General features: G+C 73.0%; 24 protein-coding genes. 5 read left to right on the forward strand and 19 right to left on the reverse strand.

Annotated features, from left to right (window positions below; translation table 11 throughout):
- Positions 1-34 precede the first annotated feature (34 nt).
- From F0L68_RS11990 to F0L68_RS12045, 12 genes are read right to left on the reverse strand one after another with little or no spacing between them, the layout of a single operon-like run.
- On the reverse strand, positions 35-1,102 hold the full coding sequence (locus F0L68_RS11990) for a 3-oxoacyl-ACP synthase III family protein (protein ID WP_149849595.1): 1,068 nt from the start codon (positions 1,100-1,102) through the stop codon (positions 35-37).
- Positions 1,099-2,469: a cytochrome P450 gene (locus F0L68_RS11995; protein WP_223198734.1), complete on the reverse strand. Its 1,371-nt coding sequence runs from the start codon at positions 2,467-2,469 to the stop codon at positions 1,099-1,101. The genes F0L68_RS11990 and F0L68_RS11995 overlap by 4 nt, the downstream gene beginning before the upstream one ends.
- A gap of 2 nt (positions 2,470-2,471) precedes the next feature.
- The gene (locus F0L68_RS12000; RefSeq protein ID WP_149849597.1) at positions 2,472-3,833 is read right to left on the reverse strand and encodes a cytochrome P450; all 1,362 of its coding nucleotides are present in this window, start codon (positions 3,831-3,833) and stop codon (positions 2,472-2,474) included.
- Positions 3,830-4,363, reverse strand: coding sequence for an ester cyclase (locus F0L68_RS12005; protein ID WP_149849598.1), 534 nt, complete (start codon positions 4,361-4,363; stop codon positions 3,830-3,832). Before F0L68_RS12005 ends, F0L68_RS12000 begins: the two co-directional genes overlap by 4 nt.
- Positions 4,344-5,888 (reverse strand): phytoene desaturase family protein, encoded by a 1,545-nt coding sequence (locus F0L68_RS12010; protein ID WP_188316527.1) that lies wholly within the window; start codon positions 5,886-5,888, stop codon positions 4,344-4,346. Before F0L68_RS12010 ends, F0L68_RS12005 begins: the two co-directional genes overlap by 20 nt.
- Entirely contained in the window at positions 5,885-6,658 is a 774-nt protein-coding gene (locus F0L68_RS12015; protein WP_149849600.1) for an SDR family NAD(P)-dependent oxidoreductase, read from the reverse strand. Before F0L68_RS12015 ends, F0L68_RS12010 begins: the two co-directional genes overlap by 4 nt.
- A complete protein-coding gene (locus F0L68_RS12020; RefSeq protein ID WP_149849601.1) occupies positions 6,655-8,964 on the reverse strand; it encodes a beta-ketoacyl-[acyl-carrier-protein] synthase family protein in 2,310 nt (769 codons plus the stop codon). The genes F0L68_RS12015 and F0L68_RS12020 overlap by 4 nt, the downstream gene beginning before the upstream one ends.
- The gene (locus tag F0L68_RS12025) at positions 8,957-10,264 is read right to left on the reverse strand and encodes a beta-ketoacyl-[acyl-carrier-protein] synthase family protein (protein WP_149849602.1); all 1,308 of its coding nucleotides are present in this window, start codon (positions 10,262-10,264) and stop codon (positions 8,957-8,959) included. The genes F0L68_RS12020 and F0L68_RS12025 overlap by 8 nt, the downstream gene beginning before the upstream one ends.
- Positions 10,261-10,635, reverse strand: coding sequence for a 3-hydroxyacyl-ACP dehydratase FabZ family protein (locus F0L68_RS12030; RefSeq protein ID WP_149849603.1), 375 nt, complete (start codon positions 10,633-10,635; stop codon positions 10,261-10,263). The genes F0L68_RS12025 and F0L68_RS12030 overlap by 4 nt, the downstream gene beginning before the upstream one ends.
- Positions 10,625-11,884, reverse strand: a complete 1,260-nt coding sequence (locus F0L68_RS12035) for a beta-ketoacyl-[acyl-carrier-protein] synthase family protein (protein WP_149849604.1) — start codon at positions 11,882-11,884, stop codon at positions 10,625-10,627. The genes F0L68_RS12030 and F0L68_RS12035 overlap by 11 nt, the downstream gene beginning before the upstream one ends.
- A complete protein-coding gene (locus tag F0L68_RS12040) occupies positions 11,881-12,333 on the reverse strand; it encodes a 3-hydroxyacyl-ACP dehydratase FabZ family protein (protein ID WP_149849605.1) in 453 nt (150 codons plus the stop codon). Before F0L68_RS12040 ends, F0L68_RS12035 begins: the two co-directional genes overlap by 4 nt.
- A gap of 50 nt (positions 12,334-12,383) precedes the next feature.
- A complete protein-coding gene (locus tag F0L68_RS12045; protein WP_149849606.1) occupies positions 12,384-12,791 on the reverse strand; it encodes an acyl carrier protein in 408 nt (135 codons plus the stop codon).
- A 348-nt stretch (positions 12,792-13,139) separates the two neighbouring features.
- On the opposite strand from F0L68_RS12045, the gene F0L68_RS12050 reads away from it, so the two are divergent.
- The 5 genes from F0L68_RS12050 (at position 13,140) to F0L68_RS12070 (ending at position 17,521) form a co-directional block, all read left to right on the forward strand.
- Positions 13,140-13,940: a choice-of-anchor P family protein gene (locus F0L68_RS12050; protein ID WP_149849607.1), complete on the forward strand. Its 801-nt coding sequence runs from the start codon at positions 13,140-13,142 to the stop codon at positions 13,938-13,940.
- 163 nt (positions 13,941-14,103) lie between these two features.
- Positions 14,104-14,634, forward strand: coding sequence for an RNA polymerase sigma factor (locus F0L68_RS12055; protein WP_149849608.1), 531 nt, complete (start codon positions 14,104-14,106; stop codon positions 14,632-14,634).
- Complete coding sequence (locus F0L68_RS12060) at positions 14,624-15,226, forward strand: META domain-containing protein (protein ID WP_149849609.1); 603 nt, start codon at positions 14,624-14,626, stop codon at positions 15,224-15,226. The genes F0L68_RS12055 and F0L68_RS12060 overlap by 11 nt, the downstream gene beginning before the upstream one ends.
- A gap of 521 nt (positions 15,227-15,747) precedes the next feature.
- The gene (locus F0L68_RS12065) at positions 15,748-16,707 is read left to right on the forward strand and encodes an ATP-binding cassette domain-containing protein (protein ID WP_149849610.1); all 960 of its coding nucleotides are present in this window, start codon (positions 15,748-15,750) and stop codon (positions 16,705-16,707) included.
- A gap of 49 nt (positions 16,708-16,756) precedes the next feature.
- Entirely contained in the window at positions 16,757-17,521 is a 765-nt protein-coding gene (locus F0L68_RS12070; protein ID WP_149849611.1) for an ABC transporter permease, read from the forward strand.
- Here F0L68_RS12070 and F0L68_RS12075 read toward each other — a convergent pair.
- The 7 genes from F0L68_RS12075 to pcaH form a co-directional block, all read right to left on the reverse strand.
- The gene (locus F0L68_RS12075) at positions 17,502-20,621 is read right to left on the reverse strand and encodes an ATP-binding protein (RefSeq protein WP_149849612.1); all 3,120 of its coding nucleotides are present in this window, start codon (positions 20,619-20,621) and stop codon (positions 17,502-17,504) included. The genes F0L68_RS12070 and F0L68_RS12075 overlap by 20 nt on opposite strands.
- Before the next feature lie 175 nt (positions 20,622-20,796).
- Entirely contained in the window at positions 20,797-21,552 is a 756-nt protein-coding gene (locus F0L68_RS12080; protein ID WP_149849729.1) for a CoA-transferase subunit beta, read from the reverse strand.
- Between the two features lie 50 nt (positions 21,553-21,602).
- The gene (locus F0L68_RS12085) at positions 21,603-22,388 is read right to left on the reverse strand and encodes a CoA transferase subunit A (RefSeq protein ID WP_438672276.1); all 786 of its coding nucleotides are present in this window, start codon (positions 22,386-22,388) and stop codon (positions 21,603-21,605) included.
- Between the two features lie 10 nt (positions 22,389-22,398).
- Positions 22,399-23,628, reverse strand: a complete 1,230-nt coding sequence (gene pcaDC / locus F0L68_RS45510) for a bifunctional 3-oxoadipate enol-lactonase/4-carboxymuconolactone decarboxylase PcaDC (RefSeq protein ID WP_438672275.1) — start codon at positions 23,626-23,628, stop codon at positions 22,399-22,401.
- A 341-nt stretch (positions 23,629-23,969) separates the two neighbouring features.
- Positions 23,970-25,271, reverse strand: coding sequence for a lyase family protein (locus F0L68_RS12100; protein WP_149849614.1), 1,302 nt, complete (start codon positions 25,269-25,271; stop codon positions 23,970-23,972).
- On the reverse strand, positions 25,268-25,834 hold the full coding sequence (gene pcaG / locus F0L68_RS12105; RefSeq protein WP_149849615.1) for a protocatechuate 3,4-dioxygenase subunit alpha: 567 nt from the start codon (positions 25,832-25,834) through the stop codon (positions 25,268-25,270). The genes F0L68_RS12100 and pcaG overlap by 4 nt, the downstream gene beginning before the upstream one ends.
- Positions 25,831-26,574: a protocatechuate 3,4-dioxygenase subunit beta gene (gene pcaH, locus F0L68_RS12110; RefSeq protein WP_438672277.1), complete on the reverse strand. Its 744-nt coding sequence runs from the start codon at positions 26,572-26,574 to the stop codon at positions 25,831-25,833. The genes pcaG and pcaH overlap by 4 nt, the downstream gene beginning before the upstream one ends.
- Positions 26,575-26,671: the final 97 nt, after the last annotated feature.

The following is a 26,671-nucleotide window of genomic DNA, read 5'->3' on the forward strand; positions in this document are numbered from 1 at the left end:
ACGGACGCCCTCAGGAACGTCCCGAGGGCGTCCTTCAGCACAGGTCGACCACAGCACTCGCGTAGATCCACTTGGTGGCCTCGACGCCGACCAGCAGCACCCGCTGGCCCGAGGTCACCTGACCGGACTTCCTTGCCCGGTCGAGGAACAGCGGAACGGCTGCGCTGCCCACCGCGCCAGTCGTGGCGAGGCTGTCGATCACCCGGCCGGCCAACGAAGTCCACTGTGGAGTGTCAAGTTTGGCCTCGCGCAGGGCGTTGAGCATCCAGCCCGCATTGCCCTCGGGCACCAGACACCAGTCCAGCGAGTCCACGGCGACCTCGCAGGCCGCAAGCCCGTCGGTGATCGCCCTGGTGACCATGGTCGGCGTGAACTCGGCGGCGCCGGCCACATCGACCCTGAGGTCGACGAGGCGGTTGGCCCTGGCCTGCTCGCGCAACGGGGCGTGCGTGCCGCCGCCGACCGACCAGATGCCCGGCTTGCGGTTGCCGCCGATCGCGCACGTCGCCGCGCCGAGGACGCCGCCCGCCTCGTCGCGGGCCCGGAGCACGGCGGCCCCGGCGCCGTCGCCGAACATGTGCAGCGCCATCCGGTCCCGGATGCGGATGTGCGCCGGGTCGCGGTCGAGGTACAGCGGAACGAGCACTGGGGAGATCGCCTCGCAGCCGATCACCAGCGCGGTGCGGAACACGCCCCTTTCCAGGTACATGCGGGCGATGTCCAGGCACTGCACCCAGCCCGCCCCGCCGGAGCGCACCTCCATGGTGGCGCAGGCGTCCAGGCCGAGCCGCTGCTGCACCAGGTTCGCCGTCGGCGGCAGCGGGAACTCCGGCGTGCCGGTCGAGACGAGGATCAGCTCGACCTCGTCGACGCCCATCTCGGCGTCGTCGAGTGCGGCCACGGCGGCCTTCGTGGCCAGGTCCGTGGTGCTCTCGCGGTGTTTGCCGGTGCGCGGGTCGGCCAGCCAGAACCGCTGTTCGATGCCGAGGCCGTCGAGCACCTCGCGCGGCAGCGGGCCGACGAGTTCGGCCAGCTCGGCGTTCGAGATCGGCTCGCCCGGTTGGTAGCCGCCCGTTCCGACGATGTGTGCCCGGTGGTTCACGATGTGTGCGCCTTCCTGGCGCTCGCGGTCAGCACGATGCCGTGCCGGGCGCCGAGGGTGATGTCGGGTTGGAACTCGACGGGATGCCCCGGCACGGGCGCGAGCCGCAGCCGTTGCAGGATGCTGGCCGCGACGATGGTCAGCTCCATCGTGGCGAACGCCATGCCGACGCAGTTTCGCGGACCCGTGAGGTAGGGCTGGTAGGCGAACCTTGGCCGGTCCGCGACGGCTCCCCGCTCGAACCGTTCCGGCTCGAACCGCTCCGGCATCGGCCAGAACTCCGGATCCCGGTGCAGCAGGAACGTGTTGAGCAGCAGGAAGGATCCGGCTGGCACGTGATAGCCGCCGAGCTCGTCGTCCGCCAGCGGCATCCTGGCGACCTGCCACAGCGGCGGATACAGCCGCAGCACCTCGCTGACGACCATCCTGAGGTACTTCAACTGCGGCAGGTCGCGCATGGTGGGCGGCCGGTCGCCGAGGACCGCGCGCACCTCCTCGGCGGCGCGCTCGGCCACGTCGGGATGGGTCGCCAGGCAGTGGCACAGCCAGCCGAGGGTGGCGGCCGCGGTCTCGTGCCCCGCGACGAACAGCGTGGTCACCTGGTCCCGCAGCTGGCGGTCCGACAGTTCGACGCCGGTGTCGGGATCGCGCACCGCCATCAGCATCGCCAGCAGGTCGGCCCGGTCGGGGTCGGCGCCGTCCGACCGCCGCGCGCGGATCAGGTCGAACACGATCCGGTCCAGCGCGTTCCTGGCCAGGACGAACCGTCGGTTGCGCGGCGTCGGCACCCATTCCGGCAGGTCAACGATCGCGATCAGCTTGCGGTTGAGGTGTGCCAGCTCGACCCGCACCGCGCCGGCGAGGTCGGTGGCGTCGTCGACCCAGTCGGCCGTGAACAGGCAGCTGGCCAGCACGTCCAGGGTGAGCCGGTGCAGGTCCGGCCGCGCGTCGAAGGGGACGCCCCGCGCGGCGTGCACCGCCCAGTCCCGCGCCAGCCGCGCGCCGCGGTCGGCCATGATCTCGGCGAAGCCGGTCAGGTAGTCCTTGCGCAGCACGGACTCCACCATGGTTCGCTGCCTGGTCCACTGTGGACCGCTCGTCGTCACGAGGCCCTCGCCGACGGCCGCGCTGATCTTGCGGTCGAAGTCGGTTGGGTGCTGGTAGTTCGCGAAGTTGTCCACCAGGATGTGCCGGAAGTGGTCCGGCCCGGACACCAGGTGCACCTTGACCGGCCCCCGGAAGCGCACCAGGTCGCCGTACTGTTGTTTGGCGGCAAGGAAGGTGCCCATCGGGTCACGCCGGAAGTCGAGGGCCGAGCCGAGCAGCGGGTGCCCGGTTGGTCCCGGCGGCAGGATCCGCGCGCCCATGGTCACCAGCCGCCGCTGGCCGGAGTGAGGCGCATCGGCATGCCGCCCTTCGGGTAGAGGAAGACGTTGGAGGTGGGCACGCACAGGTGCCCCGGTTGCAGGCTGAGCCGGTAGGACTGGAGGATCCTGGCGATGACCAGCGGCGCCTCCAGCAGGGCGATGCCGGAGCCGGGGCACAGCCGGGGCCCCCGCGAGAACGGCAGGTAGGAGTAGCGCGGCCGCTGCGCAGGGCCCTGCTTGGCGAACCGCTCGGGTTGGAAGCCCTCGGGGTTGTCCCAGAACTCCGGATGCCGGTGCACGAGGTAGGGGCTGAGGAACACCTGGGAGCCCCGGGGAATCCGGTGGCCGCCGATGACGTCGTGCTCGATGGGGCTCCGCGACATCGTCCACACCGGCGGATACAGTCGCAGCGACTCCTGGTAGACCAGCCGAAGATAGGTCAGCGCCGGCAGGTCGGCCGCGGTCACCGGGCGATCGCCGACGCGGTCGGCCAGCTCGGCCCGCACCGCGACCTCGGCCTCGGGATGCCGCGACAGCAACGAGAACGTCCACACCAGCGACAGGGCCGTCGTCTCGTAGCCGCCGAGGAAGATCGTCACGACCTCGTCGCGGATCTGCCGGTCGGTCATGCCGCGCGTGCCCGACTCGTCCCTGGCCGCCAGCAACCGGGACAGCAGGTCGTCCCCGTCGAGCGGGTCCCGGCGCCGCCGCCGGATGAGGTCGTACACGAAGCGGTCGAGCAGCGCGCGGGCGGCCACGAACCGGCGGTGCGCCCTGCCGAGCCGCGCGAGGGGAAGCTCCACGAACCGCTGCAACCTCGTGTTGGTGTAGGCGTTGCAGGTCCGCACGGCCGAGGCGATCCGCTCCGCCTGGTCGCCGACGTCGACGCTGAACACCGTGCGCAGCACGATCGTCAACGCGAGCCGCATCAACTCCGGCGTGATGTCGGCGTCGGTGATCCCGGCCCGGCGCCAGCCCGCCACCAGGTCGCCCGAGGCGGACACCATGGCGGGGCCGTAGGACGCCACCCGCGCGCCTTTGAACGCGGGCTGGGCGAGGCGACGCTGCCGGAAGTGGTACTCGCCGTTGGAGGTGAACAGCCCGGTGCCCACGAAGGACTCGAACTTGCCGACGGACAGCGGATCCTTGGGATAGATCGGCTGGTTGTCCTCCAGCACGTGCTGGAGGTGGCTCGGGTGGGTGACCAGGAACAGCCGCAGGGAGCCGGGCAGGGCGAACCGCACGACGTCACCGTGCTCCCGCCACGCCCTGGTGAACGTGCCGACGAGGTCCCTGGCCAGGTGCGGCCCCATGCCGACCACGGGATAGCCCTTCGGGCCCGGCGCCTCCGGCAGCGGCCTCATCGCGACGCGCCCGAGCGGGAGAACCGGACGGACAGGGCGGCGAGGCGGCCAGCCGTGCGCAGCGCGTGGCCGAGCCGCCGCGCCGGGCCAGCGTCCTCCGGCGGCAGCAGGCCGAGCTGGTCGAGAACCGTCAGCGGGCACGACTGCCGCCACAGCTCGGCGACCCGGCCGTGCTCGAACCGCAGCCACAGCGACTCGGTGGCACGGCAGAACAAGCCGGTCGGCGGCAGGCCCAACAGCCACCCCCGGTGCGTGCCGGTGACCACGGTCCGCAGACACACCCGCTGGCCCTGGACGACCGCGTCCTCGACCCGCAGCCCGAGATCCGGCAGGCCCGTGCGCCACGCGCGGACCAGCCGAAACAGGCCGTCCCGATCGAGGGACTCGGTCCAGTTCGGCGAGCGGCCGACGAAACCGGGCTCGAGCAGCGGCGCGACCGCGCGCTCGTCCGCGTGGTTCCACAGTCGGTCCACCAACTCCCTGGCCACGGCCAGCGGGTCGGGTTCGGCGTCAGAAGTCGGGTCCGGCATCGTTCTCTCCCGTCGCCAGAAGGATTTCCCTGGCCGCGTGACAACCGGACACGATCACCCGCAGCGCGCTGGCCGCCTGCGTCCAGTGCCCCGCCAGGTACAGCCCCTCGATGGGTGTCGCGTAGTTCAACCGCTTGCTGCCGGCCTGGTGCGGCGTGTTCGCCCAGCCGTACGCCGCGCCGAACCGGTTCCCGGTGAACCGTTCGAGCGTACGCGGGCTGGCACTCTCCACATGGGACAGTCCGGCCAGGAAGCCCGGGTGGAGTCGTTCCACGAGATCGAGATAACGCTCCTGTAGCACCGGTTTCAGCTCCGACCAGTCCCGCCCTGCGTGGTAGGGGGCCAACGCGGTCGAGGTGACCAGGTGCTCGCCCGCCGGTGCGAGCGAAGGGTCCAGCAGCGTCGGCACGACCACCACCGACGCCGGCGCCTCGGCGGCCAGGAACCGTCGGTAGGTGACGTCGTGGTCGTCCTCGGTGAACACGAACGTCTCGTGCGCCGCGGTGGCCGGGTCGATCTCGCACGTGCTCGCCGCGTACACCACGAACATCGACATGGAAGGCCGCAACCCGGTCAGCCGCCGCTGATAGGCGGCGGGCAGCCGGTCCAGGCCGACCAGATCGTGGAAGGTGTGCCAGGCGTCGGCGTTGGAGACCACCATCGGCGCGCGCACCAGCTGGCCGTCGCCGAGCACGACCCCGACGGCGCGGTTCTCCCTGAGCAGGATCCGGTCGACGGGTGTGCTCACCGCGACCGTGCCGCCGTGCTGCTCGATCGCGGTGACGAACGCGTCCACCAGCCGCTGGAATCCGCCGACGCAGTGCGACAGGCCCCGCACCTGGGTTTGCAGAAACCGCGCGTACAGCTCGAAGGACAGCTCCGACGGCGGCAGCCCCATGTACGGCCATCCCGCCGAGCAGAACGCGCGGCACCTCGGGTCCGCGATGTGCTGGCGGAGCACCTCGTCCAGCGTGGCGCGGCGATACCGGAAGTACACGGTCGATTCGCGCACCGCCCGCCCGAGCTGCCTGGTCGACAGGCGGACCGGCAGCTGCTGGGCCTCGGCGAGAAACCTGGCGCACAGCAGGAAGAACGACCTGATGCCCGGCTCCTCGGCGGGAAACGCGGCCACGTACGCCTCGATCAGGGCCTCCGCGCCGAACGGCACGTCGAGCGTGGTCGAACCGATCACCGCCCGGTACAGCAGGTCGGAGTCGACGAACTCGCACGCGTCCCCGACGCCGAGGTGGTCGAGCAGCCGGTGCAGGGTGCCGCCCGGACCGGCCTCGGGCACCACGTGGATGGCCGGGTCGAAGTACCGTCCGTCCCTGCTGAACCCGTGCGCGTAGCCGCCCGCCCCGGACGTCCGCTCCGCCACCAGCACGCGGCGGCCGTGCCTGGCCAGCAGCGCGGCGGCGGCCAGCCCGCCGAGCCCGCTGCCGACGACCACGGCGTCGTAGTCCGCGCTCGCGCTCGCCGGCCGCGATCCCTCGGCGCCGGCCGGCCCACCAGCGAACCCGCTCACAGCGCGGCCCTGCCGAGGCCGAGCGCGGTCATCGCGCCGCCGTCGACGGGAACCAGCGCGCCGGTGATCCGCGTCGCGTCCGGGCCGGCGAGAAAGCACACCGTCCTGGCGATCTCCGCGGGTTCGACGAACGCCCGCATGGGGATCTGCCGCAGGATGCGCCTGCCCTGCTCGCCGTCCAACAGGTCGTCGACGAGCTCCGTCCTGGCGAAGCCGGGCAGGACCGCGTTGACCCGGATGCCGAAACGCGCGGTCTCCATCGCGCAGCTGCGCGTGAAGGCGTTGATCGCGCCCTTGGACGCCGCGTAGTTGGCCTGGCCGATCCAGCCGCGTTCCCCCATGGCCGATGAGACGTTCACGATCGCCCCGCTCCCCCGCGCCATCAGGTGCGGCAGCACGGCCTGCGTGCAGTGGAAGACGCCGCCGAAGTTGACCTTCATGACGGCGAGCCAGGACTCCGGGGACATCCGGTAGATCAGGTCGTTGTCGGCGATCCCTGCGTTGTTGACCAGGATGTCGATCCGGCCGAACTCGGCGAGCGCGTCGTCGACCATCCGGCGCACCTCGTCGGGCCGCGACACGTCGGCCGCCGTCACGTGCGCGCGGCCGCCCGCCGACCTGATGTCGTCGGCGACCCGCTCGGCCCGCTCCGGCGAGCGCCGATGGTTGACCACGACGGTCGCGCCCTCCTCGGCGAGCGCCACGCAGATCGCGGCGCCGATCCCCCTGGATCCGCCGGTCACCACCGCTACCTGGTCTGCCAGCTTCACTCGGTTCCCCTCCCAGCGACGACGAGGCTGACGTGGCTGCCTCCCAGCGACGAGCTGTTCACCACCGATACGCGCGAACCGGATTCGTGACGCGACAGGTCGTCCAAGGCCAGCAGGCTCAGGAGGGCCCCGCCGACGCCGATCGGTTCGCCGATCGCGACCTTCGGGGCGTGGCACTTCTGCGCGGCCGGCAGGGCGCGGGCGACCGCCGCGCGCTCGGCCTCGTCGGCGGAGGGCAGCCCCGCCGCGGCGAGCCACACGTCGCCGACGGCGTCCGGAGTCGTCGAGGCGTCGCGCAGCGCGGCCAGCATGGCGCGCTCCATCCCCCGTCCCGCCGGGTCCCACAACCCGCTGGACCTCGCGTCGTGCGCCGCGCCCCAGCCGCGCACCTCGCCGAACACGGTCGCGGCCCGGCGGGCGGCGACCTCGCGGCGTTCCAGCACGATCGCCACGCTCGCCTCGATCAGCGCGAGGCCGGCGACGCGGCGGTGGCCGCGCAGCACGCCCTGCCTGCGGTACGCGTCCAGCACGGCGTCGGTGAGCACGTCGGTGGCGACCACGACGACGCGGTCGGCCCGCCCCGCGCCGATAAGGTCGGCGGCGTAACCGAGCGCCACCGCCCCCGAGGCGTGGCCGACGGACACCGTGGAGGCCGGGCCGCGCAGGCCGACGTGCGTGGCGACCTGGCCGGCCGCCTGGCTGTAGACGGTGTTGGGGAACACCGAGGGGTCGGCGGCCCTCGGGCCCTCCGCCAACACCGGGCCGAGGAAGCGTTCGATGGACTCGGCCGGGCCGACGCCGGTGCCCACGATCAGCCCGGTGCGCTCGGCGTCGGCCGTGCCCGGCCCGATGCCCGCCGTGATCAGCGCGGTGGCCGCGCTGACCACGCTCAGGGCGGACAACCGGTCCATTCGCCGCCGAGCCCGGCGGTCCACGAACGGGTCGGCGTCGAAGGCGACCGTCGAGGGCGAGGCGTCGGGCGCGCCGCCGCCGGCCAGCCGCAGCAGCGGCGCCATGCCCTCGCCAGCCGGGGAGAACACGGCGAGGCCCGTCACCACGACCGGCTCCCGCCGGTGCGCGGGCGGTGCGGCGAGGCCGGGTCGGGTGAGCACGACGGCGGCGTTGGCTCCGCCGAAACCCATGCTGTTGGACACCGCGGCCCGCCCGTCCCAGGCCCGTGCCCGGCCGGGCAGGTAGTCCAGGTCGCAGTCGGGGTCGGGGACGTACGCGCCCGCCGTCGGCGGCATGGTCCGGTCCCGCAGGGCCAGCGTGGTGACGACGGCCTCGACCGCGCCTGCTGCGCCGAGCAGGTGGCCGATGACCGCCTTGGTGCTGCTCACGGCGACCGTGTCGCTCGCGGGCCCGAGCGCGGCGCGGATGGCCCTGGTCTCGGCGACGTCGTTCTTCGCCGTGCCGGTGCCGTGCCCGTTGACGTAGCCGATGTCCACGGCGGTCAGCCCCGCGTCGGCCATGGCGCCGCGCATCGCCTCGGCGGCCCCGGACCCGTCTGGCCTCGGCGCGGTGGGGTGGTAGGCGTCCGCGCTGAGGCCGTAGCCTGCCACGTCGGCGAGCGCGCGCAGCCCGGCCCCGTCCGCGAGGTCGGCACGCAGCAACAGCAGCCAGCCGCTGCCCTCCCCAAGCGACAGCCCGGCGCGCGCCCGCGAGTACGGCGCGGCGGGTTCCGCCGCCAGCGACTGCAACGCCGAGAACCCGGCGATCACCACGTCGGACAACGCGTCGACGCCGCCGGCGAGCACCGCGTCCGCCCTGCCGAGCCGGATCAGGTCGGCGGCCAGCCCGATCGCGTTGGCGCCGGACGCGCACGCGGTGTTCACCGCGAGCACCGGCCCCCGCGCGTCGACGGTGACGGCGACCGCCTCGGCCAGCGCCTGCGGGGTGATGGTCCTGGCCACCTCAGGGTGTGGGCAGGCGCCGCGCCGACGCGCGTCCAGCCATGCCCTGGCCGACAGCAGGCCGGCGTTGCAGGTGCCAAGCACCACGCCGAGGCGCTCGGCTGCCACCAGGCCCGCCGGCAGGCCGGCCATCGCCTCGGCCACCGAGGGAAGCGCGAGGGCGAGCGCGCGGTCCGCGTGGTCGAACACCCTGGAGCGGCGGCCGGGCGCCGCCGGTATCCGGTCGACCTCCCCGGCGATCGGGCCGGGCGCGAGCGGCCAGTCGAGGTGCCGGACCGGGGTGATGGCCACCGTGGCGTCCCGCGCCCCGGCCCACAGCTGCTCTGCGGTGTCGCCGAGGCTGGTGATCGCCCCGACGGACACCACGCGGACCCGCCTCGTCGCGTCACTCATCGCCTGCCCCCGATCGGTCCTGGCGCGCCGGTCGGCGCAGGACAACGGCGGTGCGCTGCCCGGCGAGCCCCGAGGCAAGGGCGATCGCGGTGCGCACCCGGCCGACGACCGGGTACTCGCGGATCCACCCGCCCGCCGGGAGGATCGGGTCGACCTGCCGCAGATTCGTCACCGACGGAACCAGGCCCGCGTCGATGGTCAGCGCCGCGATCGCGATGTTCAACGCGCCAGAGGACGCGCCGAGTTCGCCCGTCGCGCCCTTGACACAGGTCAGCGCGGGGGCGGCGGAGTCGCCGACGGCCAGCCGGATCCCCCGTGCCTCGCCGAGGTCGCCGCGCCGGGTGGCGTTGCCGTGCGCCACGATCACGCCGACCTCCCGGCACGGCTCGCCGGCCTGTCCCATCGCCCGGATCATCGCCTCGGCGATCGGCCGCCCTGCCCGGTCCGACCCGAGATGGCCGGTGGGGTCGAAGGTGGTCGCCGCGCCCGCGATCTCGGCGTAGACGTGCGCTCCCCTGGCCGCCGCCGACTCGGCCGACTCCAGCACGAGCACCACGGCGCCCTCCCCCGGCGCCGCGCCGCTGCGCATCAGGTCGAACGGGCGGCACGCCGTGCTGCCGAAGTCGTTGCGGCCGCTCAACACGCCGAGGCCGTCCCACTGCGACAGCGGCCACCAGGACGTCCGGTCGTCCGCGCCGCCCGCCAGCACCAGGTCGGCCTCGCCGGTGCGCACCAGGTTCGCCGCCCTGGCGACCGCAAGCGCGCTCGCCTCGGCCGTGCCGTGGAAGTAGCCGTTGGCCCCGGTCGCGCCGGTCAGCTTGGACAGCGTGAACAGCGCGGTCGACTGCAACCCCTCGACGTAGTACAGCGGGTGGATCACCGAGCTCGCCGCGGCGCCGAACGCGCGGTAGTCCGCCGTGGAGTTCGCGTCCCTGGCCGCGAGGCTGCCCGCGATCAGGTGCTCGGGGTCGGAGATCTCCTTGCCCCCGCTGAGGACTATCCCGATCCGCTGCCGGTCCACCGCGTCGAGGTCGACGGCGGCGTCCCGCACGGCGAGCATCGCGCCGACGGCCGCGAGCCGGTCGTTCCTGGTGCACTGCCGAAGCAGCCTGCGGTTGACGTACCGCTCCGGCGCGAACGCGGTGACCGGTGCGCCCCACTGGGTCGCGAGGTCCGAGCTGGCGACCGAGTCAAGCTGCCGCACCGCGCTCCGCCCGGCAAGGACGTTGCGCCAGCAGACCTGCCAGCCGTCGCCGAACCCGGTGACCATGCCGATGCCGGTCAGCACGGCCCGCCTCACGCCGGCCTCCTCGCGAGCGTGATGCGGCGGGCGACCGCCACGACCCGCCCGTCGACCGTCGCCTCGGCGCGGCAGCTCACCTCGTTCTCCTTGTCCTCCAGGAGGTTCGCGGTCAGGTGGACCCGGTCGCCCGGCCGGACCGGGTGCCGGAACTGGACGCGCCGCACCGCGCCCAACCGCCACTGGGCGGGCTCGCCCGGCGCGGCGCGGCGGGCCAGGTTCACCAGGTCCGCCAGCAACAGCACCCCCGGCAGCACCGGGAATCTCGGGAAGTGCGCGTCGAAAACGGCCGGCGCCGGGGCGATGTCGCGGACGGCCGTCCAGCCGCCGCCCGGTTCGCGGGTCGGCCCGCCGTCGAAGTCAGGCGTCATGACGTCCCTCCGGTGCCGCGCGCAGCAGCATGCTCGCGTTGGTGCCGCCGAAGGCGAACGCGTTGGCCAGCACGGTGTCCACCGCGCGGTCGCGCGCCCGCAGCGGGACGAAGTCCAGGTCAAGCAGCGGGTCCTGCCGGTGCAGGTTCATGGTCGGCGGCACCACCTGGTCGCGCAGCGCGCCGAGCGCCGCGATCACGTTGACCCCGGCGGCGGCGGCCGTCAGGTGGCCGGTCATCGACTTGGGCGAGCTGACGCACAGCGCGTCGGCGTGCGCCCCGAACACCCGTTTGATCGCCGCCGTCTCGCTGGCGTCGTTGCCCGGCGTGCCGGTGCCGTGCGCGACCACGTAGTCGACCTGCTCCGGCACGGCTCCCGCGTCCGCGATGGCCTGCCGCATGGCCTCGGTCGCGCCGCCGCCGTCCGGCGGCGAGTCGGTGATCCGGTAGGCGTTCAGCGTGCTTCCGTAGCCCGCCAACTCCGCGTGCACGGTGGCGCCGCGCGCGACGGCCCGCGCCAAGTCCTCCATGACCAACACGACGGCGCCCTCGCCGAGCACGAAACCGTTGCGGTCCACGGAGAACGGCCGCGACGCCGCCGAGGGGACGTCCTCCCAGCCGTGCGCCAACGCGCCGAGCAGGCTGAAGCCGAGCACGTCCAGCCACGAGGTCAGCGAGTCGTAGCCGCCGGCCAGCACCAGCTCGCACTCGCCGCCTCGGATCATCCGCACGGCCTCGCCGATCGCGTTCGCGGCGCCGGCACACGCGGTGCTGAGGTTGACGACCGGTCCGCCGAAGCCGTGCCGCCTGGCGATGAACGCGCTGGCGTAGGTCTGGTCCCGCAGCGCCACACCGGCGGGATGCTGCCTCGGGTACCTGGCGGCGAGCACGTCGTCGGCCAGCTCGACAAGGTCGGGCAGCTCGACCCGGCCGACCGTGCCGGCCAGGCACACGCCCCTGGTCCATTCGCTGCCCGCGTTCCAGCCGATCCCGGCGTCCCCGATGGCCTCGTCGGCGGCGGCGACCGCGAACCCCGCCGCGCGGGACAGCCGTCGCGCGGCCCTACCGAGCGTGCCGGCCGCGTCGAAACCGGTGACCTGGGCCGCGATGCGGACCGGAAACGTGCTCGCGTCGAAGGTGCGCAACGCGGAGATCCCGCTGCGGCCGGCGACCAGCCCCTGCCAGGTGCTGCGCGCGTCGTTGCCGAGCGGGGTCACCGCGCCGACACCCGTGATGGCGACCCTGGTCATGTCGACCGCTCCCGGCCGCACAGCGCCTCGTACCGGCGCATGGTGTGCGCGGGGTCCTCCAGCCGGGCGGCGGGCACCAGGGCGCAGAGGATGCCCCTGGCCGCCAGCACCGGCGTGCCGCGCACGGACACCACGCCCGACAACGCGGCGGTCCGCTCGCCAAGGGACTCGACGGACCCGTGGATGCGCAGCACGTCGCCCGCTCGGGCGGTGCCGGGACAGTCGACCTCGTCGACGGACAGCAGCGCGGCGCGCCTGCCGAAGTCCGTGGAGGCGAGCACGAGCCAGGAACCCGCCTGGCACAACGACTCCAGGAGCAGTTCCGCCGGCAGGTGCGCCGATCCCCCGTCCCACCGCCAGTAGTCCTCGTTACCCGACAACGACTTCCGCGCCAGGACGGACTGCCCTGGTATCAGGGAGTCGATCCGGTCGACCAGGTAGAACGACATCGAACCTCCAGTCGCGCGCGGCCTTCGATCACCCGCACCGTCACCGATCGTCAGCCGGTGACCGAGTTGGTGACCGACAGCCTGGTGCGCACCAACTGCTCCAGGTTGGCCACGGTGAACAGGCCCATCACGTCGTCCGCCTTCAGTCGACCGGCGAGCGCGGCGCTGTCGATCTGCGGCATCACCAGCCGCAGCTGGGCGAGTCCTCGGTCGGACACGATCTCGTTCGCGTCGCCGAACTCGGCGTCCGGCACACCGCCCTGGACGTAGTCGGCGAGTTCGGCGGCCTCGATGCGCACGCCGAGCTGTCGCTCGATCCGGAACAGGATGTCCAGCAGGTCGATCGACTCCGCGCCGAGGTCGTCGAGCAGGGTCGCCGACCCGGTCACCTCGTCGGGCTCGAGGCCGAGCGCCTCGCCAACGATGTCGCACACGGCCTGGCTGATGCTGTCGCTCATCAACACACCTCTATGTCGGATAGCGATGGGGAAGGCCGGGCCTCCCGTGGGGAACGGGAGGTAGATACGGCCCCGCCGCGTCCATGACGCACGTTTGCCCGAGGAATCGCGGCACCAAGGAATCGCGGCCCCGAGGAATCACGGCCAGAGGGAATCGCGGACCCGGCCTTCGCGCGCCGTTGGCCACCCATCGGGAGTAGCTCGCTCACCCCGCTGGGGTAAATCGGCCATCAACCACGTCGGATCCCGCCCGGCACGCGCATCCAGGTGCCGGACAACGGCCGTACCGGGGTCCACACGGTCCGGCCCGCCGGCCTACTGGCGGGTGACAACCGAAGGGATACTCAAGTGAGATCATCGATCGTGCGGCGCGGCGCCGCAGTGTTCGGGGTGGCCGCTCTCGGCCTGCTGATCGGAGCGGGACCCGCCTTCGCCGACACCGGGACCGCCTACGCCAAAGCAGAACTGATCAACGTGGGACTGCTGAACGTCAACGCCAGTCCCGTCCGGCTGGAAACGCCGCCGAACCATCAGCAGATCCCGCAGCCCAGCGTCAACATCGCCGGTCTGCTCGCGCTGGACCTGGTCGGCGGCGGCCTGCGGGTGGACGCGGACCCGAGCGCCGGCACCAGCAGCGCCGAGGTCAACATGGCCGACGCGAAGCTGACGGCGAACGCGATCCTCGGCAAGTTGGTGTTCCAGGAGAACGGGTTCGACGTCAAGTGTTCGGCCCAGGACGGCAACCTCACCGGCGGCATGACCCTCGCCTCGGCGTCGGTGAAGCTGACGGCCGGCATTCCGCCGTTCAGCGTCGACCTCGTCAACGTCGCGCTGCCGGTGGACCCGGCGCCGAACACCGGCGTCGACCTCGGCCCGTTCGGCAGCATCCTGCTCAACAAGCAGGTCGTGAAGGACGGCGTCATCACCGTGACCGGCTTCGAGTTCTCCGTGGCGCCCGGCTTCTTCGGCGGCGGGAAGATCGAACTCGGTAAGACGACCTGTGGACCCAACAACCACAAGCCCGACGTTCCGCTCGGCAGCCCGATCGGCCTGGCGGCCGGCGTGCTGGTCACCGGGGTCGGGGCAGGCGCGCTGGTGAGCCGGCGTCGCAAGGAGCTGTCCGAGCAGACGATCGGCAGCGACAAGTAGTCGAAGGGACGAACCGACAGTGGTGGGGTTGTCGCCGGCGTTCACCGGCGACAACCCCACCACGCGTCTTCCGCTCCGCCGAATTCGCGTTGAGACTGGGGCGGGCTCGTGCGTCTACAAGGTGAGGACGAATGTCGAGCCGTGCCGGCCCTTGGAGAGCCCGATGAGTCTGCCGCGATCGCCCGCTGGGGCCGCCGCCCAGCGCCGCGTTGTGCCGGTGCGAGAACTGTTCGAGCAGCACTACCTCGCCATGGTGCGGATCGCGTACAGCGTCGTCGGCGACCGCGAGTCGGCCGAGGACGTCGTGCAGGACGTCTTCGCGACGCTCCAGAAGCGCGATCGCGCCGCCGGGCTCACCGAGCCGAGGCACTACCTGACGGTGGCGGTCCTGAACCGGTCGCGGTCGGTGCTGCGGCGCCGGCGACTCCTCCGGCGGGCCGGGCCCGCTCGGGTCGAGCACGAGGAGGCCGCCGACGAGTCGACGATCCGCCGGGTGGAGTCCGATCGCGTGCTGGCCGCCGTCCGACGGCTGCCGACCCGGCAGCGCGAGGTGGTCGTCCTGCGTTTCCTCGAGGACCTCGCGGTGCGGGAGATAGCCCGCGTACTCGGCATCACCCCGGCGGCGGCGTCCTCCTCGTTGAACCGCGCGATGTCCACGTTGAGGCAGCGACTAGGGAGTCCCGATGAGCGATGAACTCGAACAGCTGGTGCGCGGCACGCTGCGTCGGCAGGCGGCCGAGATCACCCAGGACTCCCTGCGCCACCACGACATCCGTCCCGTTCGCAGGTCCCGCGTCGCGCCCGTGCTGCTCGTGCTCGCCTGCGTCGTCGCGGTGGCCGTCGGCTCCGTCCTGATCTACCAGGGGCACACCGCGAGCCCGCTCGGCACTCCGCCGGGCTATGTCGGCTACCAGTGGCGCCTGACGGAGGTCGCGACCGGCGAGGCGAACACCGTGGTGTCGCAGGACATCCGCGCCACGGCGTCGTTCTTCCCCGACGGAACGGTGGTGCTCGTCGACAGCGTCAACGCCCTGACCGGCCGCTACGACGGCACCGCGACCGGCTTCGGCGTCCGCGGCATCGGCACCACGCTGGCGCTCTACGACGGCAGGGACCCGGTGCGGCTAGCCGTGGTCACCGCCGTCGACGACCTCGCATCCGGTCAGCACGTCGACGCGGCCGTCCTCGGGGAGACGCTGACGCTGCGGGCCGCCGGGCGCACGCTGACCTTCCAGCAGGTCGGGCCGGTGCACCCGAGCGACCTGCGGCCTGGGCCGTCCCGTTGACCACGCCGTCCCGTTGACGGCACCGCACGCTGACCGGGCAGCACGCTGACGGCGGGTTGCCTCGACCCGTGAGGCCGAGGCAACCCGCGTGTCGTCTCCGCCCGCTCCCGAACTACCCGGTCCGGAGCGTGGTGCCGAGGTCGTTGGCGATCGTTCGCATCGACGAGAACTCAATCTCCAGCGAGCACGCGGTGGAGACCCGCAGGGAACCGCGCCAACGGTTGGACCACCGTCGGGGCGGCGGGGATGATCCAGGGCAGCCTCGGGCCGCAGACCTCGTCGTGTACGCCGCACCATTGCAGCCCAGCAAGAGGGCCATTACGAAAACAAAAACCGGTCAGCACGTGTATCTGCGGCCGCCCGCACCGCTCGGCGAGCAACAGCTGCGCCAATTCGGCTCAACATTCCATTCGCAATGGACGACACCTCGGTGAAACCGCAGTGACACCGCGGTAATCCCCCGCGCGGGCACCCTTCGTCGTGCCCGTGGCCGCTGGAGCCGCGGCGATGGGAGGAGGGGCATGACCAGCACGTCATCCGTACCGGCGATAGCGGTGCGCGGGCTGCGCAAGTCGTTCAAGGGCACCGTGGTGCTCGACGGCATCGGCCTGGACGTCGACGAGGGGACGATCTTCGCGCTGCTTGGCCCGAACGGGGCCGGCAAGACCACCGTGGTGCGGATCCTGTCCACGTTGATCGGCGCGGACGGCGGCGAGGTGCGCGTGGCGGGCCACGACCTGGCCGGGGAGCCCGACTCGATCCGCGCCGCGATCGGCGTCACCGGCCAGTTCTCGGCGGTGGACAACCTGCTCACCGGCGAGGAGAACCTCGTCCTGATGGCGCACCTGCACCACCTCGACCGGGCGGCGGGGCGTCGCCGCGTCGCCGAGCTGCTCGACCAGTTCGACCTCGTCGAGGCGGCCAGGAAACCGGCGGCGACCTACTCCGGCGGCATGCGGCGCAGGCTCGACCTGGCGATGACCCTGATCGGCGACCCGCGCGTGATCTTCCTCGACGAGCCGACCACCGGTCTCGACCCGCGCAGTCGCCGCATGATGTGGCAGACCATCCGCAGGCTCGTGGCCGGCGGGGTCACGATCTTCCTGACCACGCAGTACCTGGACGAGGCCGACGAGCTGGCCGACCGGATCGCCGTGCTCGACCACGGCAAGCTGGTCGCGGTTGGCACCGCTGAGGAGCTCAAGCGCGGCATCCCCGGCGGCCATGTGCGTCTCCAGTTCGGCGACGGCGCCGGGCTCGACGCGGCGGCGCGCGCCCTCGGCGAGGTGTCGCGGGACGACGAGGCGCTCACCCTCCAGGTGCCCAGCGACGGGAACGTGGCCGCGCTGCGTGCGCTGCTCGACCGGCTCGAACTGGCCGGTGTCGAGGTCGACGGGCTGTCCCTGCACACCCCCGATCTCGACGACGTCTTCTTCGCCCTCACCGGGCACCCCACCGAGACAACGGAGGCGCACCAGTGAACGGGCGCGGCGAGCGAACGACTCGGTCCGGCGCGAAGGGAGGACGGCGATGACCGACGCGATAACGATGGTGCGGCGCAACTTCACGCACACGCTGCGCAATCCCGGCGCGATGATCATGACCATCGGGATGCCGCTCGTCCTGCTGCTCGTGTTCGTCGGCGTGTTCGGGGGCGCGCTGAACGTCGGCATCGGCCCGGCCCAACACAGCGGCTCCTACATCGACTACGTGGTGCCGGGAATTCTCCTGATGACCGTCGGCTACGGCGGCACCACCACGGCGATGGCGGTCAACCGGGACATGACCGCGGGCATCATCTCCCGGTTCCGCACCATGGCGATCTCCCGCACCTCGGTGCTGACCGGGCACGTCGTCGGGTCCGTCATCCGGACGCTGGTCGGCACGGGCCTGGTCATCGGCGTCGCCGTGCTCCTCGGTTTCCGGCCAGCAGGCGACCCGGTCCAGTGGCTGGCCACCATCGGCCTCATCGCGCTGCTCGCGCTCGCCCTGACCTGGCTGGCCGTCGGGGTCGGGCTCCTCGCCAAGACGGCCGAGGGCACGGCTCCGTTCACCCTCGTCGTGCAGCTGCTGCCGTTCCTCAGCAGCGCGTTCGTGCCGCCGGACTCGATGTCGGGAGCGGTCCGCTGGTTCGCCGCGCACGAGCCGTTCACCCCGATCATCGACTCCCTGCGGGGCCTGTTGCTCGGCACTCCGATCGGGGACAGCGGCGTCGCCGCCGTCGCGTGGTGCGTCGGCCTCGCGTTGGCCGGCTACCTCTGGGCGCGGGCGCTGTTCAGGCGGGATCCGAGCTGACGTTCTGATCCCGCGCCCTTAGCGCGGCCAGGGCCGCGGCGCGCAGGGCGGCGTGGTCGAGGTCGGCGTACGACGACACCGCGTCGAGGTACGCCGACCAGTCGGCCTGCTCGGCGACGGCCCTGACGCGCGCGGTGGACATGGTCGGCTGGAACATCCGCTGCCAGCCGAACCGCTCCGCCAGCGCGATCAGCCGCGCCCCCTGCGCCGTCGCGCCTCGGTCGAGGTCGGCCACCGCGACGGCCAGCAGCAGCGAGCCGCAGACCGGGAAGCCAGGGACGGGCGTCGAGGCGACCATGGCTGGCAGCAGCGCAGGCAGCACGGCGACGATCTCGGTGACGAGGTCGAGGTGGCCGTGGCGCGCGTGCGTGACCACGGCGACGGCCTGGACCTCCAGGGCCCACGACCCCGCGTAGCCGAGGTCGCCGCCGGTGTCCCTCAGCCGGTCGGCCGCCCGCCGCCACAGGCGCAGGCCGCCCTCGACCTCGCCCCTGCCGAGCAGGATCTCGGCGCGGATACAGACGTCGGACATCGCCACGCCGGCGGCCTCGTTCCCGCCGTCCAGCTCGGCCAGCTCCAGTCCCCGCTCCGCCTCGTCGAACGCGCCGCGTTGCAGGTCGGCCACCACCATCGCCCAGTGCCCCCGGGAAGCGGTGCTGGACCACAGGCCGAGTTCCGCCGTGATCGACATCGCCGCGCCGATGTGGCGGACCGCGTCCTCCCCCGAGCCGACCTGGAGGCACAGCTCGCCGAGCCTGCCGTGAGCGAGGGCCCGCACCAGCGGGAGGGCGTCCGGACCGAGGCGGTCGAGCATCCGCCTGGCCGCCAGCACCGCGTCGTCCAGGTCGTTTGTGTTCTCGAGGAGGTAGCTGACGGCGTAGTTGGCCATCCCGGCCAACAGCGGTTCCTCGCGGTCGCACAGTGCTTGCAGCGCCTGGACATCCGGGGCACACAGCGCGAGCTGGGTGGCGCCGACCAGCGTGTCCGGCGGGGGCGATGGCAGCCTGCGCAGGGTGGTCAGGCAGCGCGCCGAATGGGTGCCCTGCATGAGCGACGCGATCAGCGCGCACAGCACCGCGGCCATCCTGGTCACCTCGACGAGCGCGGGCTCCGGCCGGAAGTGCGACAGCACCCACGCGGTGTCCTTCGCCAGCGCCCCGAGGCGGGTGAAGTTCGACTCGGTCAGCCACAGGCTGCTCAGCAGTGCCGTCGTCACCGCGACGGCCGCGCCGTCCGCCCGGTCGAGGCCGTAGCGCAGCGCCTGCACCAGGTTGTCCTGCTCGGCCCCGACCAGGCCGATGACCTCGGCGAGGCCGGCGGCGAGGACCGACTCGTCGTGGTCCGCGCCAAGGTCGCGGGCCCACGCAAGGAAGCGGTCGACGACGCGGTCGGTCTCGCCGGCCTCCTCCCGACGCGCCGTGCTGAACTCGCGCACCGTCTCCAACATCCGGAAGCGCAGGCCCGACCCGCTGTCGACCACCTTCAGCAGCGACTGGTCGACCAGCTGCTCCAGGACGTCGTCGTCGCCGAGCAGGTGGCGCGCGGCGTCGGCGGTGAACCCACCGGGGAACACCGACAGCGCGCGCATCGCCGCCTGGCCATCGGGGTCGAGCAGCTGCCAGCTCCAGTCGATGACGGCACGCAGCGTGCGGTGCCGCTGCGGCGCGTCGCGCGGGCTGCCCCGCAGCAGGGCGAACCGGTCGTCCAGGCGGCGGGCGATCTCGTCGACCGGCATCACCCGCACCCGCGCGGCGGCAAGCTCGACGGCGAGGGGCAACCCGTCGAGGCGCCCGCACAGCTCCCGCACCGCCGTGGCCGGCAGGTCGACGTCGGGGCGGGCCGCCCGCGCGCGCTGACCGAACAGCTCCACGGTCGTCGGCAGGTCGAGCTCGGGCAACGGGTACACCGACTCCGAGGAGAGGCCTAGCGGGGCGCGGCTGGTGGTGAGCACCCGCAGGTCCTTGCTCAGCGACACGAGGGCCTGCACCAGGTCGGCGGCCCCGCGCACCACGTGCTCGCAGTTGTCCAGCACCAGCAGGGCCGGGCCGGGGCCGAGGTCGTCCACGATGCCGGTGAGCACGTCCGCCCGGACGGTGAGCGGGCCGGCCGGGTTCCCCGCCTGCCCCGCGCCGAGCGCGGACGCGACCTCGCCGGTCACGTCGCCGTCGGCGGTGACGCCGGCGAGCCCGACGAAGTGCACCACCCGCTGCTCGGCTTGGCGGCCGACCGCGTGGGCGAGCCTGGTCTTGCCGAGGCCCCCGGCTCCGACGATGGAGGCGACCCGGGACGTCCGCAGCAGGTCGGTCACCGCCGCGATGTCCTTGTCCCGGCCCAGCATCGGATTGGGCTCGTGCCGGATGCCGTGCCGGGCCACGGGCGCGTCGCTGAGCAGCAGGTCGCGGTGCACGCCGCGCAGCGCGGGGCCGGGATCGCTGCCCAGGTCCTCGCGCAGCGCCCGCCGGTAGTCGTCGTACCGGGCCAGGGCCGCGGCCGGGCCGAGCGTGGCCGCCTCGCAGCGCAGCAGCTCGGCCAGCAGCTCCTCGTCCCTCGGCCGCTGCGGGACCAGGTCGGCGAGCGGCTCGATCGCCTCGGCATGCCGGCCGAGCCGGGCAAGGGCCAGCGCGCGGGCGCGCACCAGGAACCGATACGTCGGCACGCGCGCCACCCGCAAGGCGGACAACGGGTCGGCGAGGCCGGTGTCCCAGCTCGCAGCCCCGTCGCACAGCGCGAGACCCGCCTCGGCCCGGTCGAGCGCCGCGGCGTGGTCGCCGGCCCTGGCGTGCTCCGCGCTCGCGGACGCGTGAAGCTGGACGGCCGTCGCGTCGACCGCGTCCTCGCCGAACGAGAGGCGGTAGCCGGTGGGGGTGCTGACGATGACGTCGGCGCCCAGCCGCGCCCGTGCCCTTGAGACGAGGAGCTGGAGCGCCTTGGCGGGGTGCTCGGGCTGCTCGTCCGGCCACAGCCCGGCCACCAGCCTGGCGCCGCTACAGCCAGTGCGCAGGTCGGCGGCGAGGAGCGCGAGCAGGTCGCCCAGCCGGGAGCCGGCGATCTCCTGACCGCGACAGCGCACCCGCGACAGCAGGACCAGCTCGATCGTCACCGGAGCCAGATTAGTCCGCGTCGTGGGGCGACACCGAACTTCTCAGCGCGAGCACGACGAGAGCGCCACCGACGGCAGCCACCAGCCACCCCAACCGGTGGACTGGAGAAGCAGGCCGGACAGTTCCGCAACGGCGACAAGGTCCTCAGCCCTGTCGGCGCGTCGAGACTCCTGATCACCCCTCACGCGCCGGATCCGGCGCGGCTTCCAGGGAACGGGCGAGCTGGCGGAGGGCGGCGAGTTCGACATCGGTGGGCGCGGGCGTGGTGCGGAGGTCGGCGGCGACCTTCAGGTCCCAGCCGGTGGCCGCGCGCACGCGCTCGACGTCGACGCCGGGGTGCACCTCGGTGAGGGTGAGTTCGCGGGTCTGCGGATCGGGACGGAACACGCCGAGGTCGGTGATCACCAGCGTGGGGCCGGCGCCGGGCAGCCCGAGGCGCGCCCGGTCGCCGCCGCCCCCGCCGTGTCCCACCGAGGTGACGAAGTCCAGCCGCCGCACGAAACTGCGTGCGCTCTGCCGCAGCACGATGAACACCTCGCGGCAGGACGCGGCGATCTCCGGCGCCCCACCGGCCCCCGGCAGCCGCACGGTCGGCCGCGCGTAGTCGCCGATGACCGTGGTGTTGATGTTCGCGAAACGGTCGAGTTGCGCCGCACCAAGGAATCCGACGTCGATCCGCCCCGGCTGCAACCAGTAGTTGAACACCTCGGGCACGCTGACCACCGCGACGGCGGTCCTGGCGAGAATGCCGTCGCCGATCGACGCCGGCAGCCGGTCCGGTTTGGCGCCGAGCGCCCCCGACTCGTAGACGAGGACCAGACCCGGCGCGTGCGTGCGTCGCGCCAGGTTCGCGGCCGTGGACGGCAGGCCGATGCCGACGAAGCAGCACCGCGCGTCCGCCAGCGCGCGGGCGGAGGCGACCGACATCATCTCGTCGGCGGTGTACGGAACGGGGTCGGTCGGCGGGACATCGGTGCCGGTCACGCGAACACCACCTCCCGCACCCAGCGCTGGAACGAGTCGCGGTGCCGGGCGATGGCGTCCCAGGCGGCGTAGAACTCGTTGTCCCGCTCGGAATAGCCCTGCGCGTACGACGGGTGGGCGCCGCCGGGCACCTCGGCCACCGCCGTCACCACCCACGACGGCAACACCATCGCGTCGGGCATGGGCGTCAGCTCGTCCACGATCTCCTCGACGGTCACCAGGGTTCGCCGCGCGGCCAGCACCGCCTCCTTCTGCACGCCGACCAACCCCCACAGCTGGACGTTGCCGGCCCGGTCCGCGCGCTGGGCGTGGATGACCGTGACGTCCGGGTTGAGCGCGGGCACCGCCGCCAGGTGCTCGCCGGTGAAGGGGCAGGTGATCTGTTTGATGGTCGACGTGACGGTGGCCAGGTCCGTGCCCGCGTAGCCGCGCAACACCGCGAACGGCAGCCCGGCAGCGCCGGCGACGTAGCGGTTCGCCATGCCGGCGTGGCTGTGTTCCTCCAGGGCCAGCGGCGCGGGCCACCCGTGCTCGACCGCGTCCCGAAACCGGTGCAGCGAACCGACTCCTGGGTTGCCGCCCCAGGAGAAGACCAGTTTGCTGGCACATCCGGCGCCGATCAGCTGGTCGTACACAAGGTCCGGGGTCATCCGGACCAGGGTGAGGTCCCGCCTGCCCTGCCGGATGATCTCCCGGCCCGCGGCCATCGGGATCAGGTGCGTGAATCCCTCCAACGCGACGGTGTCACCGTCGCGGACCAGCTCGGCCACCGCCTCGGCCATGGACACGATGTCAGCCACTCGACGACTCCTCCTCTTCGTTGGTGGGTAAGGGTTTCTCCGCGCCGAGGTCCTGATCGGCGAACTCGGCCAGGACCTGTTGGGCGACCCGGAACGCGGCGTTGGCGTCGGGCACACCGCAGTAGATCGCGGTCTGGAGCAGGAGTTCCTTGATCTCGTCGTTGCTGAGCCCATTGCGCCGCGCCGCGCGCAGGTGCATGGCCAGCTCCTCGTGGTGGCCCCTGGCGACGAGCGCGGTCAGCGTGATGATGGAGCGGCTGCGGCGGTCGAGGCCCGGCCTGGCCCAGATGCCTCCCCAGGCGTACTGGGTGATCAGCTGTTGGAAGTCGGCAGTGAACTCCGTCGCGCCCGCCGAGGCGCGGTCCACGTGCGCGTCGCCGAGCACCTCGCGGCGCACCCGCATGCCGACCGCGCGGACCTGCGCGGTCGTCTCGGCCGTGCTGGACACCGCCGCGTTGCCCGCCACCAGCTCGGCCACCAGCTCCGGCCGCTCGGCCGGCGCGAGGTGCGCGACGCCGGGCAGCACGACCAGCCTGCCGTGCCGGACGCCGTCGGCGAGGTGCCGCAGGACCGCGGTGGTGGTCACGATGTCGGCGTCGCCCGCGACGGCGAGGACGGGCGCGGCGATCTCGTGCAACCGGTCGCGGACGTCGAACGCGGCCAGGGCCTCGCACGCCGCCGCGTAGCTCGCCGCGTCGGTGTCGCGCAGGTCCCGCAGCAGCGTCTCGGCGGTGCGCGCCTCGCGTTCGGCGAAGCCCGGCCCGAACCACCGGCCGGGGGCGTCCGCCAGCAGCACCTCGGTGCCGCCAGCTCGAACCGCGGCCGCGCGGTCGCGCCAGGCGCCCGGCTCGCCGATGCGGGCCCCGGTGCACAGCAGGGTCGCCGAGGTGATCAGGTCGGGCGCGTCGAGCAGGATCCGCAGCCCGACGGCCCCGCCGATCGAGTCGCCCGCGTAGTGAAAGGGGCCGTCGGCCCAGCCTGCGACGGCCGTGAGTACGGCCCGCGCCAGGCCGGCCAGGTCGAAGTCCGTCGCGGGTTCGCCCGCGCCGTGTCCTGGCAGATCCCAGGCCACGACACGGAAATCCTCGGCGAGGCGGGTCGCGGCGGCGCCCCAGAGGCTGTGCGCGGTGGTGCCGAGCGACGGACCGAGCACGAGCAGCGGACGGCCTGGCCGAGTACCGCCACCGAGGTCAACCAACGCGAGTTGGAGTTCAGCGTTCACGCGACCTCCTTGCTGACACAGCGTGCAAATCCCACGACACGGAAAACCTCCGCAAGGCGAGTCGCGGCGACACCCCAGAGGCCGCGCGCGGTAGTGCCGAGCGACGGACCGAGCACGAGCAACGGACGATCCGACCGAATACCGCCTCCGAGATCAACCAACGCGAGTCGGGGTTCAGCGTTCACGCGACCTCCTTCCTGGCACAGCGTGCAAATCCCACGACACGACACGGAAAACCTCGGCGAAGCGGGTCGCGACGGCACCCCAGCGCGAGCTGGGGTTCGGCGTTCACGCGACCTCCTTGCTGGCACAGCGTTCTGCCGCCGTCGGGTCTGGCTCACTCACGGGCCGTCCGCCAGGAGCCGGTTGGCGCGGTCGAGTGCTGCGTCGATGAGCAGGTGGTTCGCGCCGAGGTAGCCGGCGGCCGTGGTGGTCCCCGGCTCCCCCGCGTCTCCGTGCATCCCCGCGTCTCCATTCACCCCTGCTCCTCCGCGCAGCGACGCGATCGAGCGCTGCTCCGCCAGCAGGTCCGGCAGCGCGGCCTCGACCGTGGCCCGCATCCGGTCCGGCCGCACCACGAGGCCATCTAGCAGCTCGGCGGTCTGGGATGCGGCCACGACGGTAGTGCGGGCGAGCGTGCGCAACGCGGCCCATTCGGCGTGCCAGGAGCCGTCGGGGCGTTCGTCGACGGCGGCGGCGGCCGCCGTGTGCAGTTGGGCACCTAGCAGGGGCGCGGTCAGCGCCGCGCGGCGGATCAGCACGGACAGCACGGGGTTCCGCTTCTGCGGCATCGTGGACGACCGGCCCCGACCCGTGGCCGCCGCCTCGCCCAGCTCGCCCAGTTCGGGGCGGGTCCTGACGAGCACGTCGTTGGCCAGCCTGCCCCACGCGTCGCAGCAGGCCACCAGGACATCACCGATCCTGGTCACCGGGCGGCGGTTGGCGTGCCAGGGCGCGACAGCACGCAGCCGGAGCCGGGCGGCCAGGTCACCGGCCAGGACCATCGCCGTGCCGGCGGGATCCGCCGCGCCGGCGAGCCTGGCCAGTTCGGCGGGCGCGGCCAGCGTGCCGGCCGCGCCGCCGACCTGGGCCGGCAGCGCGTCCCGCGCGAGCGCCAGGTCGTCGGCGGCGTCGAGCACGCCGGTCAGCCAGCCTGCGGCGGTGCGCCCGAACGTGGTCGGCACCGCGTGCTGGGTGAGGGTTCGGCCGGCCTGCGCAGTGGACCGGTGCCGCTCGGCCAGCCCTGCCAACGCGGCGACCTGACGGCGCAGGTCCGCGAGCACCCGGTCCGCCGCGTCCCGCAGGCAGAGCATCAGGGCGGTGTCCATGGTATCCTGGCTGGTCAGGCCGCGATGCAGCCAGCGCGCGGTGTCCGGGCTGCGGTCGGCCACCCGCGCGCGGAGCAGGTCGACCAGCGGGATCACGGGGTTGCCGCCGGCCTCGGCCCCGGCGGCGACGAGTTCGACGTCCCCGACCGGGTCGACCAGGTCGGCGAGGTCGTCGGCGGCGGTCGGCGGGGCGAGGCCCGCGTCGACCGTGCCGGCCAACCACGCGGCCTCGACGGCGACCAGCGCGGCGAGCAGCGCCGCGTTGTCCAGGACGCCCTCGGCGCGCTCGTCGCCGGGACAGAAGATGTCGGTCACCTGGACCGCTCCCGGTAACTGAGGAAGACCGTCTCGTCCTCGCCCTGGAGGCGGAGGTCGAAGCACAGCCCGGAGTCCTGCGGCACGGCGATCAGTGTGTGCCGCCGGTTCTCGGGCAGCGCGGCGAGCAGCGGGTCGGCGGCGTAGTCCTCGCGGCCCGGCAGGTAGACGCGGGTGAACAACCGGTCCAGCAGGCCGCGCGCGAACACCGTCATCGCGATGAATGGCGGCCTGCCCTCGACGGTCGGCCCCGGCGGCACGGTGGTGAACCCGTAGCGGCCGGTGCCGTCGGTCGCGGCGCGGCCCCAGCCCGTGAAGGTGTGGCCGTCGCGGCGCAGCGAACCGGGGTGTCGGGCGAGCCGTCCGAGCCCGTCGGCCTGCCAGATCTCCAGCAGCGCGTCCGGCACCGGCTCGCCGTCGCCGTCGAGGACCCGTCCGGTCAGCCGGACGGCGTCGGGGTGGTCCGACGGCACCAGGTGTTCGCCGCCGTCGTAGGGCAGGGCGTCGCCGAAGAACGGGCCGATGGTCTGGCCGGGTGTCGCGGCGAGGGGCGCGCCGGTCACGGGTGCGCACCCTGTTCGGTCCAGGTGCGACCGGTCCCGGTGAGCACGATGTCCCAGCGGTAGCCGGTGCACCACTGGTGTCGGGTCACGTCGTGGTCGTAGGCCGCCACGAGCCGGTCCCGCGCCCGCTGGTCGGTGATGGACCGGTAGATCGGATCGAGGGCGAACAGCGGGTCGCCTGGAAAGTACAGCTGGGTGATCAGACGTTGGGTGAAGGCCGTGCCAAACAAGGAGAAGTGCAGATGCGCGGGCCGCCAGGCGTTGTGGTGGTTGAGCCACGGGTAGGGCCCAGGCTTGATCGTGGTGAACCGGTAGCCGCCGTCGGGTCCGGTGAGGCAGCGTCCCGTCCCGGTGAAGTTCGGGTCGAGCGGGGCCGCGTGCTGGTCCCGCTGGTGGCGGTAACGGCCGGCCGCGTTGGCCTGCCAGATCTCCACCAGCTGACCGGCCACCGGGCGGCCGTCGCCGTCGAGCACCCGGCCGGTGACCACGATCCGTTCCCCGATCGGCTGGCCGTCGTGCTGGACCGTCAGGTCCGCGTCCAGCGGGTCGACGTCCCGGTCCCCGAACACCGGGGCGAGGAGTTCGACGGCCTCCGGGTCGACGCGGTGCGGGGCCATGGTCGGATGCCGGAGGATGCTGCTGCGGTAGGGCGGATAGGCCAGCCGAGGCTGCGGCTCGTCGGGCCGGGAGTCCCGCTCGATCGCGGCCATTTCCGCGCTGATCTCGGCCTGTGTAGCCATCTCCGCGCTGATCTCGGCCTGTGTCGCCGCCGCCGCGTCGGACGAGGCCGTCCCGACGCCTGCTGTCGCGGAACGCTCGACCATGGCTGGTCCCCTC

It is taken from the genome of Solihabitans fulvus (genome assembly GCF_008386585.1).
Taxonomy (GTDB): Bacteria; Actinomycetota; Actinomycetes; order Mycobacteriales; family Pseudonocardiaceae; genus Solihabitans; species Solihabitans fulvus.